Source organism: Ruegeria sp. CDSA020, from assembly GCF_059612345.1.
The window spans coordinates 45,359-61,478 of record NZ_JBXWQK010000007.1 but is presented as its reverse complement, the minus strand read 5'-3'; the positions used below and the strand labels follow the sequence as shown (position 1 = coordinate 61,478).

The window sequence follows — 16,120 nt, the reverse complement described above, 5'->3', positions numbered from 1 at the left end:
TTAGCTGCCCAGTTCGGCGTCGATCAGCTTTTTGAATTCTTCATAAGACTGATTGTCGACCTTCTTACCGTTCACAATAAAGGATGGGGTTGCTCTGATGTCGTCGCGTTCTGCGTTCTCCTGATACCAAGCCACCAAGGTCTGCGCACGATTTCCGTCCTGCAGGCAAGCATCAAGCTGGTCATTGGTGATCCCAGCTAAACGTCCGATCTTGCGCAGTTCATCCACGATCTCCGCAGGTCCACCGGCACGGGTCCATTCAGCCTGATCCTTGTAGATCAAGTCGGAGATGCCGAAGAACTTCTCGGGGCCGCCGCAGCGCGCGACCATCGAGGCCCAAAGTCCGTATTTGTCAAAATACACTTCGCGGTAGGTAAACTTGACCTTGCCGGTGTCGATGTAGTCCTTTTTGATTTTCTTCAGCGGCCCCTGATGAAAACTCGCGCAATGCGGACAGGTATAGGACGCATATTCGATGATCTCGACGGGCGCGTCCGCGGACCCTTGCACCATTTCGATGATGGTCGAAGTGTCCAGATCGGCCTGTTGTGCCTCGGCGCTGCTGACCAGCGGGTTGGACGGAGAGGAATTTGACAGCGACAGCCAATAGCCACCTGCGGCTATGGCGACAGCCGCGCAGATTCCGATTGCAATACGGCTCATGAATCAGCCCTTTCTCAGCGTTTTTGCTTGGATAAAACGTTACGGCCCAGACGTTCAAGGGCTGTACGCAGATCGCCATCATGGACGCCCTGCGCAGCCCGATCTGCCTCGGCTGCAATTTCTGGTTCGATTGTGGGTTTCACCTGTTTCGGCTTGTGGTCGAAGCTGGCCTGCCCCTCGGCAAATCCTGTCGGAGCCGTCTGGGTGATGCGCACCCGGCTGATGGCATTATAGCCATAGACCGCATTCACCTTACCGCGCAGCTGTTCCTTCTGCATTTCCAGCATCGGCGCCTGCGGGCCGGTGGTCAGCACCGTCAGTGTGGCCCCCATACCGCCCTTGCCATAGCCCACGTTAACCGGCCGCGCGATCGAGGCCACATCCTGCCCCACGATCTCGGCCCAATGGGTCAACAGGCGTGAAACGGCGAATCCCCGGCTTTCCCCGGCGCGCCTGATCTGGCCGTTCAGCAATGTCGCAGTACGTTTAAATCCGCGTGTCGAAGAACGTCTGGGCTGCATCTGGTTTCCAACTCCTGTCTCTCTATTGTAAAGGGCAGAACACCGGGCGCCAGCGAAACCCGACAAGGAGATATGTAAAACTTGCGTGACACCCACGAAATTGACTTCAGCGATGAGTTGCTGGCCTGGTACGACCGCAATGCTCGTGAAATGCCATGGCGCATTGGTCCTGCCGATAGGTCTTCCGGAATGCGTCCTGACCCCTATCGGGTTTGGCTGTCCGAAGTCATGCTACAGCAGACAACTGTGGCAGCGGTGCGCGACTATTTCCTGCGGTTCACATCCCGGTGGCCGACAGTTGAATCACTGGCCGCAGCGCCTGACGAGCAGGTCATGGGGGAATGGGCCGGTCTGGGATATTATGCCCGCGCCCGCAATCTGCTGAAATGCGCGCGCGTTGTGGCTGAAAGTCATGATGGCTGTTTTCCCGACTCACACGATGAGCTGCTGAACCTGCCGGGCATAGGCCCGTATACAGCCGCCGCGATTGCAGCCATTGCCTTTGATCGTCCGGAAACCGTGTTGGACGGCAATGTCGAACGTGTCATGGCCCGCCTATACGACATTCACGATCCGCTGCCGGGGTCAAAACCACAACTCAAGCAACGGGCAGCTGCATTGACCCCAGCGGTGCGTCCGGGCGACTATGCGCAGGCCGTGATGGATCTGGGTGCGACTGTCTGCACCCCAAGATCCCCGGCATGCGGGAAATGTCCAATGCGCACGCGTTGCCGCTCCCGCGCTGCGGGTACCCAGGCCGATCTGCCCCGCAAAACACCGAAAAAGCCAAAACCCACACGTTATGGCCATGTCTACATCACCCAGACAGCGGACGGGGCGATGTTGCTTGAACGCCGCCCAGACAAAGGGCTTTTGGGCGGTATGCTGGGATGGCCGGGATCCGAATGGTCCGATGCGCCGTCTGACACCGCGCCATTTGCGGCGGACTGGCGCGTTCTACCGGGCGAAGTGCGCCACACGTTCACGCATTTCCACCTGATCCTGCAGGTTTGGGCAACCTCTTTACCGCCCGTTGCGGCACCGGAGGACGTGATCTTGCTTGATAAACATGCCTTTCGGCCTAGCGATCTGCCGACGGTCATGCGCAAGGCATTTGACCTCTGGCGCAACCAGTAACACATTATGCTGAAACACGACCTGCGGATAGTCTGTCCCGCGTCGACCGGAGCTTTTGATGATCGCATCTGAAACATTGACTCGCTGGCAATCCACCCTTCCATTCTGGGTCTCGTTTTTGCTGATTCCATTGATTTGGGCCACGGCCTTTGTGGGTGGCTGGTGGGTCCTGCTGGTGCCGCTTTCAACATGGTGGATATTTGCCGCGCTGGATCAGCTCACCGGGCTCGACCTCGAAAATGCGGACCCAGAGACGCCGGACAGCATGTTGCGCTGGTATATCCTGCTGACCAAAGCCTGGGTTCCGGTACAGTTCCTGACCCTTTACGGGCTGCTTTGGTATGTGACGCACAGCTCTCACCTGTCTTCACCAGAAAAGATCGGCCTGTTCTTTGGCATGGGTGTGATCTCGGGGACGATTGGAATCAACTACAGCCACGAACTGATGCACCAGCAGGGCCGGCTGGAGCGCGGGCTGGGAGACATACTGCTGGCCATGGTCCTGTACTCGCACTTCCGATCCGAACATTTACTGGTTCACCACCGCTATGTCGGAACCCCCCGCGACCCGGTCACCGCGCGGTATAACGAGGGCTTTCACCGGTTCTACCCGCGCGTCCTGTGGCAATGCCTGGCCTCCGCGTTCCACGCCGAGCGCGAGAAGCTGGCCCGCAAAGACCGCCCCTGGACCGACCGCACAAACCCGTTCTGGCGGTATTGGATGTTACAGTGTGGTATGCTGACCCTGGCAGGTTTGATTGGAGGATGGTCCGGCCTTGTCCTGTTCCTAATCCAGGCCGGCGTCGCCATCTGGCAGCTTGAACTGGTGAACTATGTCGAGCATTACGGGCTGACCCGAAAATATCTGGGCCAGGGGAAATACGAACACGTCCTGCCCTGTCATTCGTGGAACGCGTCGCAAAAAGCGTCGAACTGGCTGCTGATCAATCTACAGCGCCACTCGGACCATCACTACAAACCCAACCGTCGATTTCCACTGCTTCAACATCACGATCAGAACACCGCACCGCAACTGCCCTACGGATACCCAGTGATGACGATCGCCGCGATGATCCCACCGCTCTGGCGGCGTGTCATGAACCCCCGTGTGCAGGATTGGCGGCGCAGGTACTACCCCGAAGTCACAGACTGGCAACCCTACAACAAGTCACAAAACCCGATGCCAGGGCCCTGACCGCAGCGCGCCTCGGCGCGCTGCCCGGCCCAACGACTGGCCCTGCGTCTTTGATGCGTGATCCATCGACGAGAGAGCCTTGAGCTACATCACCCAAATATCCATCGGGTATTCAACACCGCGCACAGGGTGGCCCTTGTTTTCGGTAAATTCGGCTGTCAGTTCGGAGGCACTGCTCCCTTCCTGCTCAAGCTGCAGGCGCACCGCATCACTCAGCACGATCCGGGCCTGCAGCTCGCGGGTCATTGCCTCAAGTTTCGCAGCGACATTTACCGCATCACCGATCACAGCAAATTCCAGACGGTTGGCGCCAATATCCCCCAGAACAACCGAGCCATAATGGACACCGATGCCAACATGAATCTCGGGCTCTCCGGCACGTCTACGTTCTATGTTCCACCGGTCAATCACAGTCACCATGCCGCGCGCGCAGGATACCGCGTTGGTCGCATCCAACGGTGTCGTCACCGGGGTCCCGAAAGTTGCCATAAGACCATCGCCCAAGTACTTGTCCAATGTCCCATGATGGCGGAACACTTCGGCCTCCATCCTGGCGTGAAATCCACGCAGCACCTCGATCACGTCATAAGGATCACGACCCGCCGCATATTTGGTGAACCCCACAATATCGATGAAGAGCACTGCAACATTCTCTTTTCGCACCTGTTTGAGCGGATCATCATTTTGGCTCAGTTCCTCCACCACATTTGGTGAGAAATATCGCGACAGGTTCGCTCGTTCCCGTTCCAACCCAGCATTGGTCATCAGCAAATGATTGAGCCGCCGCATCGACACGCCCAGCGTCACCGCCACCATCAAGAACACAATCACTTGCTGGATTCGGATCGAAGATCTGAAACTATTTGGATCCAACATCTCGGCTACATCCGGATACCCCTGCAAGGCCTCGGCCACTTTCTCACTTATGCCGGGAATCGGAAACGCAACCCACCAGGCGATCACCCATCCGGTAGTCCAGATTATTGCAGTCCATGTGCCTATGGCAATCACCGTGCGCCAGGAATAGGCCATGGTTCCTGCTGCAAGAATGACGAAGAAATACTGAAAGTTGTCAAACCGGAATTGCATTGCCAATGGGCGCACATCATCGCTGAACGGGTTGGGAATGATCATTCCCAAAGTCATAATCAAAAGGTCAACAAAGATTAGTAGCAGCTCTGTCCGAGATTGCCCCACACGGCCTGCCCGTCGGATCATCCAACCATTTGCGCAAATCAGCAAAAGGATGAAATGATACCAAAGGACCTCCCAATGCGGGTTCAGGTATATCAGCAAAAGGCCAGTCAGACCCATTGCGATCCAGCGGGCCCGGACAGCAAGCTCCAGCCCCTCGCGCTTGTGCCGTTCCAGCGCAGCTTCGGTGTATTTATTCTCGATTTCTACTTCGTTCGGACGGGTGAAAAAGAACCGCCTAGCCCGAGGTTCGCTGGCTGCTGTGTCCGACATTGCGAAAGCTCCTACACTGCGCCGATTGCTTCATTAGGCTCATATCGGAACTCATCAGGGAAAGAAACAAAAGACCCCGCCGTTGATCGGCGGGGCAAGGCTTAGTGCCTTGTGTCAGGCCACAGGCACCGGCGGTATTGGTCTATCAGTTGTGCATCTCGGACCGGATCTGCTGACGCAAGACGTCGATCGGCACGGTTTTGCCGTCGCGCTTGAAGCACCAGTAGGTCCAGCCGTTGCAGGAGGGCGCATTCTCGAGATGGGCGCCAACCTGATGGATCGAACCCTTGATATTTTGCCCCACCAGTGTCCCATCGGCGCGGACCTTGGCCTTGTGACGCTGGTTCATGGAATAGAGTTCCTCGCCCGGGCGTAGCATGCCTCGCTCGACCAACTGGCCAAAGGGCACGCGTGGCTCGGCGCGTTTGCTGGCGCTGACCTCCAGCGCCTCGCGGTCGAATTTACGCACTTTCGCGATGCGCTTTTCAGCCACTTTGCGATAACTTTCTTCGCGCTCGATCCCGATGAATTCGCGACCCAGCATCTTGGCCACGGCCCCCGTAGTCCCGGTGCCAAAGAACGGGTCCAGAATAACGTCACCCGGATTGGTTGATCCAACCAGCACGCGGTGCAGCAATGATTCCGGTTTCTGCGTCGGATGCGCCTTGTCGCCGTTTTCATCCTTGAGCCGTTCATGGCCAGTGCAGATCGGCAGCACCCAGTCGCTGCGCATCTGGACGCCTTCGTTCAACGCTTTCAGTGCCTCATAGTTGAAGGTGTATTTCGCCCCTTCACGCTTGGAGGCCCAGATCATTGTCTCATGCGCATTGGTGAACCGCTTGCCACGGAAATTCGGCATCGGGTTCGATTTGCGCCAAACTACATCGTTGAGGATCCAATACCCAGCATCCTGCAACGCAGACCCAACGCGGAAAATGTTGTGATACGATCCAATCACCCAGATCGCGCCATTGGGCTTCAGCAGGCGATGGGCCGCCTTCAGCCATTCCCGCGTGAACTGGTCGTAGACGCCAAAGCTGGAAAACTGGTCCCAGTGATCATCGACTGCATCCACTTGGCTGTTATCGGGGCGGTGCAGTTGCCCTTTCAACTGCAGGTTATATGGGGGATCGGCAAAAATCAGGTCAACCGATGCCTCGGGCAGACTGTTCATCACTTCGATGCAGTCCCCGGATAGAATCGTGTTTACAGGGAGCGCTGTCGCGCCCTTTTTGGTGGTCGTTGTCATATCGCTGCCTCAAGTTCCACGGCGCTTATGCGCTCATTTGGTTGAGACAAGGATGAGTCAAAGACGATTCGCCGTCAATTTCTTTTTTGAATCAGCGGCTTACGATTTACTCTTGATACAACATATTGTGGACGGGCTTGAACGAAACTCTATGGTGAGGGGTCACACCAAGATTTCGCAGCGCATCCTTGTGTTGTTTTGACGGATAACCGGCATTTGTCTCCCAGCCGTATCCCGGATGCTGTTGCGCCAAATCCACCATCAGTTGATCGCGCCAGTTTTTGGCAAGGATCGAAGCTGCGGCGATCGACACGGAATGGGCATCGCCTTTGACCACTGCCTGCGCCGGAATGGCCAGTCCGCGCGGAATCATATTTCCGTCGATCAACAGATAATCCGGGGGGGGATCCAGCGCCGCCACCGCGCGCTCCATCGCCAGATGCGAGGCACGCAAGATGTTGTGCTCATCAATCTCGGCCACCGAAGCCTCGGCCACCGCGAATTCGGCGCAGCCACGCAGGGCAGTATCCAATGCGGCCCGGCGCTTGGCCGAGAGTTTCTTTGAATCGTTCAGACCTTGGGGAATTTCCGCAGGATTCAGGATCACTGCAGCAGCCACAACAGGACCGGCCAGCGGCCCCCGCCCAACCTCATCGACGCCGGCAATCCGCAGATATCCCTGCGCAAGCGCGGCTTTTTCAATCTCATAATCTGGTGTGGTCATGTTTTGGGAAAATCCTGTTTTCCCCCATTGCGCAAGAAAAAAGAGAGGACAGCAATCGCTGCCCTCTCCGACGTGATGCTTCTAAGGCACCACTCCTGCTCGAACCGTATTACTTGTAAACGACGCGGTATCCCTGTTGGCGCAGGCAGGCGGGTTCATAGGCCCGCTTGACCTTATTGCCATTCCAGAAACCGACCTTGCACTTTTTGGGCAGGCTATTGGCGTATCTGTAGTGCTTATCTAGGCAGCGCGTCCCCAGAAGCGGGCGCTTTTTGCCATAGCCCTTGAAGGTTTCCAGGCACCGTTGCGGCAGACTATAGCGCGCAACACGCTCGGGCAAGGGACGGATATGGTTCGGCCGATGCCTGGGGGTCCTCTGGATGTGCTGTTTGGGGGCCTGATACACGTGGTTGTAGTTGCGGGTAACCTTTTTGCTGTCGCCTTGCTTGTCAAAATGATGGATGGCAGCGCCAATCAAGGCAATCGCCGCCAGCCCGCCAAGAATATCTTCTGCATCAGCGGCACGGGCCTGGGATGCAGAAACGCCGGTGATTGCGACTGCAGAGGCGATGATCAGAGCGATGAATTTCTTATGCATGGTGCTGTCCTTTCGGGTACTCGGTGGACGTGATGACAGTCCGTAAATTCGATGACCTGACATTGGGGGCGTCCCCTTCAGACAAGCAATAACGCCGTTTTGTTATCCGATATCAGACCGCGAAACCCCTTTGCGTTATTGAATATCAACCAAAGCCATGCGCAGGATGCAGCCTATGAAACAGATCCTCTCTTCTCTGGCCATCGGGGCCCTGATATCGCTTGGCTCCATGGCGTCAGCAGCGGACTGCTATGCCGATTACAAGGCCAAGCAGGACAATCCGTTGCGCCTGCATTATGGCGTCATGCAGGTTTCGTCCTGCGGCAAAGGAAAAGCCAAAAAAGAGGTCGCGCAACGGCTGCGCGGCTCGGGCTGGACCCTGCTGAACGTCATGTCCGTTTTTGGACCGGAAGGGTTGGATAAAAGGAAGGCCAATGCCGGAAAATTCTATCTCCGTTACTGAGGCACGGCGCTCGGGCGTCAGGTTGGTTGGCGCGGGCATCACGGTAATCGTTGTCATACTTGTGGCCTCTGCCGCCTTTCTGTTGTGGACATTGCCAGATGCAAACGCGTTCAATGCCCGCGTCGAACGTCTGTTCGTCGAGAGTGATCTGACCTCGCTGACCGAGATTCGCCTACTCGAGGTTCTGGCCCAGTCCGGCACTGCCTTTGCCGATACATTGTCCAGTTACCGCATGGTTATCTTTGTTTTGCTGGTTTTCGCCACTGCAATGCTGATTGCTGCGCTGGTGTTTCTGGTCATGCTGGTGCTGTTGAACCGACGCATGGCACAGATTGAGCGCACTGGGATTCAGGTCACTTCACTTTTGATCAGCCGGGAAGAGAATACCGTCTATCTCAATAACATGGATTTCAAACTGACAGCGTCGGCGATGGAAACCCTGTCAGTTCTTGCCGAATCCCGGTTGGATGACGAGGTTCTATCCGGCATTCAGATCGAGGCGATGATTTCCGGCAAAAGCACAGCTGATTGTGACGAGGCTGCTGGCGCGACGCGGATCAAGCGCCTGCGCGATGCTTTGGGCAATCAGATGGTCAGCGAGTTGCTGGTCAAGAACATTGCTAAAAAAGGCTATATGTTGTCGATCGAAAAAGATGTCATTCAGATGATTTGATATTGGGAAAATCCTGCTCTGCCCCTTGGAAAACACGGATCAAACGCCCATCCTATAAAGACCCGTGCCGGGGAGGATGATTATGAACGTTCACGTGACTCCAAATATCAAAGGCTATGGGATCTCGGTCGAACCACTTGTCGGCCGTATCGCAATCTACCGGGATGAGATCCTTCTGGCTGAAAGCTTTGATGCCAAGGTAATGTACGAAACTCGGTTGCCGCCGATGATCTACATCCCCCGTCAGGATGTACATGTCGATCTCAGCGATGAGACCGAACTTCAGACATTCTGCCCGTTCAAAGGCACCGCCACTTACCACGATGTCGTTCTGGCGGATCAACGATTGGCCAACTCCGTCTGGGCTTACGAGAATGCCCTGCCCGAAAGCGCCGCGATCCAGGGCCATATCGGCTTTATGCCCACCGCATATACGCGGATTGAGCTGGGTGAAAACAACCTGCGCAACCCGGAAGACGGCAATATCAGCGGGCCGCTGATTGATTGGCTGATGCGGGGGGCCAGTGATCTCAGCACGCCCGAAGCATTCACCAAAGCGCTGGCCGAGAAGATGCTGGAACATGGAATTGCCATTCAGCGCCTCAGTATCCTTGCCTGGTCCCTACATCCGTTGATCGCGGGCAAACACTATATTTGGGAAAAGGGTGAAGCCGAGATTTCGACCAATGTGCCCACCTATGAAATCCACGACCACCCCGCCTATATCAACAGCCCTCTGCGCCACGTGTCCAACGGTATGGGCGGCGTGCGCCAAAGGCTGAATGACGAGAACCCTCAGCACAGCTTTCCAATCATGGAAGACCTGCGCGCCAAAGGGGCGACTGACTATGTCGCGATGCCCCTGCCATTTTCCGACGGGCGCACCAATGTCTTGACGCTGACTTGCGATCACCCCGACGGGTTCACAACGGCCAATCTTGGGCTGGTGTTCGAATGCTCCTCGGTGATTGCCCGGTTCTACGAAGTTTTCATGCAGCGCGAAAACGCCCAGGTATTGCTGGAAACCTATGTCGGAAAGCGGACCGGCGCGCGTGTCCTGGGCGGAGAAATCCGTCGTGGCGACGGTGATGAGATTGATGCAGCCATCATGTTCTGCGACTTGCGCAATTCTACCCTGTTGGAAGAAAAGTTGGGCCGCGCCGCCTATATCAATCTGCTGAATGACTTCTTTGAAACGGTCTCGGACATCGTCGACGAAAACGGTGGTGAAGTTCTAAAATTCATCGGGGACGCTGTTCTTGCTGTATTCCCGGCAGGCGAAGATTCTACCTTAGCCCGCGAAAACGCGCAGCGATCAGCAGTTGGAATCGTTGAAAGGCTTGGAGAGCTGCGCAAGTCCGGGTCGGACATGCATTGCGACTGTTCGATTGGTGTCGCTTATGGGCGCGTAACTTACGGCAATATCGGGTCGCGCGAACGGTTAGACTTCACCGTCATCGGACAAGCGGCAAACGTCGCCGCACGGCTTGGGGAATACAGCAAGATCGTGAATCACAGGATCGTTGTTACCAAAGACATCGTGCCGGCCTGTACAGACGCTTTGCCACTTGGAGAGGTCAAGCTGCACAACGTGTCACAACCCGTGTGCTCATACGCGCTCAAAACCTCGGCGGACGCGATTCTGAACGGCTAGTCGCGCGAAGTTGCGTTTGATACTCACGCATCTTGCGATAGGGACGGCACTATCCGCCCAGTAGAAGCAACGCGGTTTGGGCCGGGGAAATTGTGCTTTGAAGCTGCGCGATCTGACTGCGCGCAAGGTATCTGTCGGTCAATTCCCCGATCGCCTCTTCATCCGCGAACTGCGCTAAATCGTCAGATCCAGTCAGGTTCGACAACCTATCCTTGAACACCTCAAGCTGCTTGTCGATGTCCAACTGACCAAAGCTTGAGGGCAACCCAAGCGCCGTCTCCATCATCTTTCGCAACGGCGGAAGGCCCATCAAGTCGAACCATTTCGTGTCACCACTGCTGGCTTGCGATGCCAACTCAGCCAGCGCATGTTGTGCATACAGGGATATGCGCATTGACTCGTCCTGTTCACCCACGGCGACCTCAAAGCGTGAGGTCACGTTGTCCCGGGCAATATCCTCCATAAATGTCGAAAGAATGGTTCTTCGAATTTCGCCAGGGCCCAGTCCAAATGCCTCAGAGAATTCACGGTATCTTTTATCAGATAGGCGATTGGACAATGCATCATCTGCGCTTGTTCCATCTGACAGGATTTTCTGGATGAAATAGCGGTTGTCGATGTCGCTCTCCAGACCAAATGCGCCCAAGGCAACCTGTAGCAGCCGGCGGTCAGAAACCAGATCTTCAGCCGTCTGAACCTTGCCGATGTTTTCCCGGAAATACGTCGCCTCACGCTCATTGACCGACGAAGAGGAAAAGCTGTTCAACTGGCCTTCGTAGGTGCGTTGAAGGAACCGCCAGCCAACAATGCCACCTGAGGGTATGACCGGCTGAAAGGTCATTGCTGGTAGGCCATGAGGCGCTCTTCTCGCGGTAGCAGAGCACGCAGGGATTTAAGGCATTTGTAATACTGCTCGGCCAACAAGGCTTCGGTTGCCTCGGCCAAAACTCTGCGGCTGTCCGCATCCGTAAACACTTGGCTCAACTCTTCCACCCGACGCAGCAGTTGTTGGCGGGCGCTTTCAGCTTCCATGTCTCCAGACAGAACCAGTTGCGTCGCATAGCACACTCTGCGAACGGGTGTGTTCACCTCATCAGGATGTATCGCATCGCGCAAACGCAGGACATTTGCCTGTGGTGTCATGATTGAAAACCGACTTCTACGATCGCCGTTTTCCACAACTACACCATTAATCAGCACGCGTTCTTTTGGGGCAAGCTTCAATACCAAACCCGCCATCAATTCGCACCCATTTGCCGAAGGCCTTTGAGAACGGCCATGTTTATTTCCAGAAGGGGCTCTACCGAAGCCTTATTGCTGAGTATCTGGCTGCTGTGCTGTTCGGTGAACTCAGCTAGATAGAAAATCCGGGCGCGAAGGTCATTCGGCAAGGCGTTATCGGAATCGGCAACCCCGTTTGCCAACACAGACCAAAGCCTCCGGTTTTCATGCAAAGCCTGAACAAACGCTCCAAAGTCGGTTTTGTGCCGCGCGGCCGCAGCCTTCAACCGATGCGTGATCTTGGAAATCGCCTCATATTCCGTATCACGCGGTGTGCGCGTCGGAGCAGCGGTCTGCGCATAGACGCGTTGTGCAAGAGTTTGCGGTGTCACTTGAAATCCTTCCAAAAGGCCGTCTTACGGCGGTCAAAGCCGGGGCGCGTTTCCACGCCCCGGCCAGGGTCCTGAACTTAGCGGAACAGCGACAGGATCGACTGCGGCGCCTGGTTGGCAATCGACAACGACTGCGTTGCCAGTTGCTGCTGTACCTGCAGGGCCTGCAGACGGGCCGAGGTTTCTTCCATATCAGCGTCAACCAGCGCTCCGATACCGGACTTGAACGAGTCAGAAAGATTCGAGATGAATTCTTTCTGCGTTTCGATCCGGCCCTGAGACGAACCGAACGCCGCAGATGCATCAATGGACGTGTCGATCAAGGTCTCGATAGTACCCAGCGCCGCCTGAGCACCAGCATCTGTCGAAACATCAATCGAAGCCAACGCCCCCAGGCCACCTGCATTGGCATTGGTGAACTGCGCCGAGACAGTAACGTCCCGATCAGCGTCGGCACCAGCCGTCGCAGCACCGGTTACAAATGTCAAAGTGCCCGGGTTGGCCGAGTCATAGTCGATTGCGACACCCGTGATCCCCAGGGAATCGATCTGATTTTTCAGGCCAACGGCAACAATGGCATCCGTATAAGCGGCGTCATATGTTCCAGATGGGTCCAGATCAGCAGCTTGCACCGTGTAGGACGCAACCTTGTCACCAATAGTGATAGAGATCTTGTCACCAGCAGCAAAGTTGTCCGTTGAACTGTCCACCACGATGTCGCCGGTTCCACCAGCTTTGTCCATCGTGAAGCCCGCGGCGTCATTGTCGGTTGTGACGTTGTCCGAGCCGGCCAGAACACCTTTGCTGGCATACCCACCTGTGGACAGGTTCTGCGAGGCCACCGAAATCGAAGATGCGGTTACGTTGCCACTGGAGTCACGATCCAGAGACGACAGGATCGAGGCTGTACCCGCCGACCCGTCAACCAGGTTAAGCCCGTTAAACTGCGCCGCTCCAACCACCGATGCGATCTGATCTTTAAGAGCAGTCACGTCGTCATTGATTTTGCCGCGGTCAACATTGTCTTCCTGTGCCGCAACGATCTTCTCTTTCATCTGGGACAGCAGGTCAGTGACTGTCTCGGACGCGTTCCGGGCCACCGCAACGGTCGATTCACCCAGTGCCAAACTGTCTTTGATGGCGTTGAACCCCTTAACGTCCGACTCCATGACTTTGGAAATCGCCCAGACGGCTGAATTGTCCTTGGCTGTGGCGACGTCTTTACCGGTCGAAATCGCGTTCTGGGTCTGCGCCAGGTTCCTGTTGACCGATTTCAGGGTTTGCAGCGCAACCATTGCGCCGTTGTTTGTCAGAATGCTGGACATAGCTTTCTTCCTTTTCCGTTCGGGCCTTTTGCGCCCTTGCTTACCCCGCAACATGTACGGGCTTTGACGTCTTTCTGATCACTGCGACCCGCCGTCGGGCTTTTCGCGCCATCTGAGTTTCCAGATGCAGGATCACCTTTGACGCCGATCTCCTAACGGAGTGCTAAGACTCGAAAATCAGAAAGCTCGGATTTGATTCAATCCTCGCGCTAGGCCCGCTTTTCCAGCTTTGCGTGACTGCGAACGGTAAAATCGCTGCGTTGCCCATCCGCTCCATAAGTACTGAATTCCTGACGCACTCGGCGCAGTTCAGCCATGCGCCCGGCAACCGCCCGAATCCCTTCGGCCGCATTGTTCAGCAGAGCCTGATTCCGGTCGACTTTCTTTTGAACCCCGATCAGTTCATCACTATCAATCACCTCAAGATCATTGATCGCACCGATCAGCTTTTCCTTTTCCGGGACCATGTGATTCAACCGATCCAGATCCCCGGTCACCAAGGCGTTGCGTTCAAGGTCCAGAACTTCTTCAAGAGATTTGATCAGGTCATGTTCAGACTTGTTAGGCATTGGTATTCTCCATCATGGACTGAAACAGGATTTCGGACAGGCCAACACCGCCGGACCTGGCAAGCTGCAGTGCCTGCTGCTGAACAAGAAACGATGAAAACTGGTCTTCACCCGCACCGCCGCCGAACGAATCTCGGGATTCGCCCAGACCTGCGGACTTAAGCATTTCAGACAGGAACGCCGCCTCAAGCTCTACCGCAGCATCTTTCAGCTTTTGCTCAACAGACAAGGGCTGCGGCGCCGCTGGAATACCAGATAGCTTCATCGCTTTCTCCGAAAATTGCATCGAACTTTCTGGATCAAATATGAAAGCGGTTAAAATAAACGTAACTTCCTGCGGGCAAATTCCTGGTTACGCAAACCGGAGCCGGAGCAAAATGCCCAACCCTCTTATATTGTCCACATCCTCGACCGCCAGCGCCGCAAAATCTGAAACTGCCGCCAAGGGACACCCAATCTCGGAAGGGGCTGACACCTTTGCTGAGGTAATGGAGCAGGAATTGCAGCGTTCCGAAGGTGACAGCTTGAATGAGGACGTGCCCGAACTGACCATTAATGCCGAGGTGCAGGTTGAAGAGGATGTGGTCGAAGAAGACTCTGTTGATCTTGCGACCAGCCTGTCGGGAAAACCTGTAACTGACCCGCCCACCCGCGCGCCGGCGCAGGACGAAGAGATGGCACCTGAGGAAACGCCGGCATCGCTGCCCGAACCTGACAAGGCCGTAATACTCGCAGCGCCAAACAATGCGACCCCCGATCCTCGGGGTGATGCGCTTGGAAACGCGGCGCAACGCGCCCGATCTGAGGTTCCGGCTTTGTTGCAGGCGAAAACCGCTCAGCAAAACCCGGAACACAATCTGACGCAAACCGCTATTGCAAAGGGCTATCGGACCAAGGCGTCGATACCCTCGGATTCTGCGTCCGAAAAACCCGAAGTGCCAGAACCAAAGCTGGTTTCGCGAGATACACCCGATGCGGCTCGGGCTCCCAAAGCCACCGGTTCACCGCCGACAACGCAATCCGTTCCGACATTTGTTCAAATACAACTGATGGCGTCTGCCAAGGTGCAGGACGTTGATTTGGTATCAGACCCGGATGCCGAGGGGATTCTGCCCGCGCGCGAAAGCCAGCCATTTTCAACGGCACGAGATACGTCAGCAAGCCATCAGCACTTTTTAACCTCAGCACGGGCAGAAACGGCGCGGGCAATCGCGGGGCAGATGGCCGCTGCGATACATGCAAGACCACAATCCGGCACGATTGAACTGACCTTGAATCCGGAAGAGCTGGGCAAGATCTCAATCGTCATGAATGGCCGGGAAGACGGGTTGCAGATGACGATCGCAGCCGAGCGGCCGGAAACTCTGGAAATGATGAGGCGACATCTTTCGGTTCTTGAGACTGAGTTCAAAAACCTCGGGCTTGGCGATCTGTCTTTCAATCTGGGTGGTTCGTCAGACGGCCAGTCCGAAAGCGCGGATAGACACGCAGATTCCGGTCTGAATACAACCCAGACCGAAATGGATCAGGCCAGCGAGCCGGTCTTAACCCGGATCGGCCATAGTGGCCGCGTTGATATGAGGCTTTGAGCATGATCACACCCGCACAGAATACAAGCTCTACCGCCGCGCAGGCACAGTCTTCGGCGAAATCTGGAACATCCGGCCTGGCCTCGGATTTTGAAACCTTCCTTCTGATGCTGACCGCCCAGGCCCGCAACCAAGACCCGCTGGAGCCGCTGGATTCATCGGAATACGCCTCGCAACTGGCTCAATTCTCGATGGTCGAGCAGCAGGTTCAAACCAACGATCTGCTTACTGCGCTTGCCTATTCACTTGGTAGCGTCAACCTTGAAGAGCTTGCCAGCTGGGTCGGGATGGATGTGCGAACCGCCTCGGCCTTTCATTTCGACGGTTCACCAGAAACGCTGTATGCGCAGGCCGACCCCGGGGCGGACAGCGCCTATATGGTGATCCGCAACGAGTCCGACGAGGTCGTTGAACGCATCGCTGTTTCAACGACGGAATCCGAGTTTGTCTGGGCCGGAACCGATGACGACGGCACCCCGTTACCGACAGGAAATTATACCGCAACAATGGAAAGTTATGAGGGCGATGAACTGCTGTCTGAACGCATCGCCGCAGCTTATAATCAGGTTCTGGAGGCGCAGGTCGGCACTGATGCAGTGTTGCTGACGCTCGCTGGAGGAGAGGTGGTGCCAGCAGGAATAGTCACTGCGGTGCGAACAGGAGCTTGATCTACGGTTAAC

The 16,120-nt window shown here is 55.9% G+C and carries 19 protein-coding genes; 7 read left to right on the top strand and 12 right to left on the bottom strand.

Going from position 1 to position 16,120, the window contains the following annotated elements; translation table 11 throughout:
- Complete coding sequence (locus AC2FJW_RS13890; RefSeq protein ID WP_496677840.1) at positions 1-663, bottom strand: DsbA family protein; 663 nt, start codon at positions 661-663, stop codon at positions 1-3.
- A gap of 14 nt (positions 664-677) precedes the next feature.
- The gene (locus AC2FJW_RS13885; RefSeq protein WP_496677841.1) at positions 678-1,184 is read right to left on the bottom strand and encodes a DUF721 domain-containing protein; all 507 of its coding nucleotides are present in this window, start codon (positions 1,182-1,184) and stop codon (positions 678-680) included.
- Positions 1,185-1,265: 81 nt separating this feature from the next.
- On the opposite strand from AC2FJW_RS13885, the gene mutY reads away from it, so the two are divergent.
- A complete protein-coding gene (mutY, locus tag AC2FJW_RS13880; protein WP_496750347.1) occupies positions 1,266-2,321 on the top strand; it encodes an A/G-specific adenine glycosylase in 1,056 nt (351 codons plus the stop codon).
- Between the two features lie 58 nt (positions 2,322-2,379).
- On the top strand, positions 2,380-3,516 hold the full coding sequence (locus tag AC2FJW_RS13875; RefSeq protein ID WP_496750346.1) for an alkane 1-monooxygenase: 1,137 nt from the start codon (positions 2,380-2,382) through the stop codon (positions 3,514-3,516).
- A gap of 84 nt (positions 3,517-3,600) precedes the next feature.
- Here the strand turns inward: AC2FJW_RS13875 and AC2FJW_RS13870 are convergent, their stop codons facing one another.
- The 4 genes from AC2FJW_RS13870 to AC2FJW_RS13855 form a co-directional block, all read right to left on the bottom strand.
- Positions 3,601-4,983 (bottom strand): adenylate/guanylate cyclase domain-containing protein, encoded by a 1,383-nt coding sequence (locus AC2FJW_RS13870; protein WP_496703285.1) that lies wholly within the window; start codon positions 4,981-4,983, stop codon positions 3,601-3,603.
- A 145-nt stretch (positions 4,984-5,128) separates the two neighbouring features.
- On the bottom strand, positions 5,129-6,232 hold the full coding sequence (locus tag AC2FJW_RS13865; protein WP_142637139.1) for a site-specific DNA-methyltransferase: 1,104 nt from the start codon (positions 6,230-6,232) through the stop codon (positions 5,129-5,131).
- A 106-nt stretch (positions 6,233-6,338) separates the two neighbouring features.
- Complete coding sequence (rnhB, locus tag AC2FJW_RS13860) at positions 6,339-6,956, bottom strand: ribonuclease HII (RefSeq protein ID WP_496677845.1); 618 nt, start codon at positions 6,954-6,956, stop codon at positions 6,339-6,341.
- A 109-nt stretch (positions 6,957-7,065) separates the two neighbouring features.
- Positions 7,066-7,554, bottom strand: coding sequence for a hypothetical protein (locus AC2FJW_RS13855; RefSeq protein ID WP_496750345.1), 489 nt, complete (start codon positions 7,552-7,554; stop codon positions 7,066-7,068).
- Between the two features lie 175 nt (positions 7,555-7,729).
- On the opposite strand from AC2FJW_RS13855, the gene AC2FJW_RS13850 reads away from it, so the two are divergent.
- The 3 genes from AC2FJW_RS13850 to AC2FJW_RS13840 all read left to right on the top strand — a co-directional run bounded on the left by AC2FJW_RS13850 (position 7,730) and on the right by AC2FJW_RS13840 (position 10,344).
- Positions 7,730-8,017, top strand: a complete 288-nt coding sequence (locus AC2FJW_RS13850; RefSeq protein ID WP_142637145.1) for a hypothetical protein — start codon at positions 7,730-7,732, stop codon at positions 8,015-8,017.
- Positions 7,989-8,690 carry a winged helix-turn-helix domain-containing protein gene (locus tag AC2FJW_RS13845; RefSeq protein ID WP_496750344.1) on the top strand — a complete coding sequence of 234 codons (702 nt, stop codon included), beginning with the start codon at positions 7,989-7,991 and terminating at the stop codon, positions 8,688-8,690. Before AC2FJW_RS13850 ends, AC2FJW_RS13845 begins: the two co-directional genes overlap by 29 nt.
- A gap of 82 nt (positions 8,691-8,772) precedes the next feature.
- Entirely contained in the window at positions 8,773-10,344 is a 1,572-nt protein-coding gene (locus tag AC2FJW_RS13840; protein ID WP_496750343.1) for a DUF427 domain-containing protein, read from the top strand.
- Between the two features lie 49 nt (positions 10,345-10,393).
- On the opposite strand, the gene AC2FJW_RS13835 is transcribed toward AC2FJW_RS13840, so the two are convergent.
- From AC2FJW_RS13835 to AC2FJW_RS13810, 6 genes are all read right to left on the bottom strand, one after another.
- Positions 10,394-11,185 carry a DUF1217 domain-containing protein gene (locus AC2FJW_RS13835; RefSeq protein ID WP_496750342.1) on the bottom strand — a complete coding sequence of 264 codons (792 nt, stop codon included), beginning with the start codon at positions 11,183-11,185 and terminating at the stop codon, positions 10,394-10,396.
- The gene (flbT, locus tag AC2FJW_RS13830) at positions 11,182-11,583 is read right to left on the bottom strand and encodes a flagellar biosynthesis repressor FlbT (RefSeq protein ID WP_271949613.1); all 402 of its coding nucleotides are present in this window, start codon (positions 11,581-11,583) and stop codon (positions 11,182-11,184) included. Before flbT ends, AC2FJW_RS13835 begins: the two co-directional genes overlap by 4 nt.
- The gene (flaF, locus tag AC2FJW_RS13825) at positions 11,583-11,957 is read right to left on the bottom strand and encodes a flagellar biosynthesis regulator FlaF (RefSeq protein WP_496694182.1); all 375 of its coding nucleotides are present in this window, start codon (positions 11,955-11,957) and stop codon (positions 11,583-11,585) included. Before flaF ends, flbT begins: the two co-directional genes overlap by 1 nt.
- 77 nt (positions 11,958-12,034) lie before the next feature.
- Positions 12,035-13,282: a flagellin N-terminal helical domain-containing protein gene (locus AC2FJW_RS13820; RefSeq protein ID WP_271949609.1), complete on the bottom strand. Its 1,248-nt coding sequence runs from the start codon at positions 13,280-13,282 to the stop codon at positions 12,035-12,037.
- A 209-nt stretch (positions 13,283-13,491) separates the two neighbouring features.
- Positions 13,492-13,851 (bottom strand): flagellar biosynthesis protein FlgN, encoded by a 360-nt coding sequence (locus AC2FJW_RS13815; RefSeq protein ID WP_271949607.1) that lies wholly within the window; start codon positions 13,849-13,851, stop codon positions 13,492-13,494.
- Positions 13,844-14,116 carry a rod-binding protein gene (locus tag AC2FJW_RS13810; protein ID WP_142637161.1) on the bottom strand — a complete coding sequence of 91 codons (273 nt, stop codon included), beginning with the start codon at positions 14,114-14,116 and terminating at the stop codon, positions 13,844-13,846. Before AC2FJW_RS13810 ends, AC2FJW_RS13815 begins: the two co-directional genes overlap by 8 nt.
- Before the next feature lie 112 nt (positions 14,117-14,228).
- On the opposite strand from AC2FJW_RS13810, the gene AC2FJW_RS13805 reads away from it, so the two are divergent.
- Both AC2FJW_RS13805 and AC2FJW_RS13800 read left to right on the top strand, forming a co-directional pair.
- Positions 14,229-15,440: a flagellar hook-length control protein FliK gene (locus AC2FJW_RS13805; RefSeq protein WP_496750341.1), complete on the top strand. Its 1,212-nt coding sequence runs from the start codon at positions 14,229-14,231 to the stop codon at positions 15,438-15,440.
- Positions 15,441-15,442: 2 nt separating this feature from the next.
- Positions 15,443-16,108, top strand: a complete 666-nt coding sequence (locus AC2FJW_RS13800; RefSeq protein WP_496750340.1) for a flagellar hook capping FlgD N-terminal domain-containing protein — start codon at positions 15,443-15,445, stop codon at positions 16,106-16,108.
- Positions 16,109-16,120: the final 12 nt, after the last annotated feature.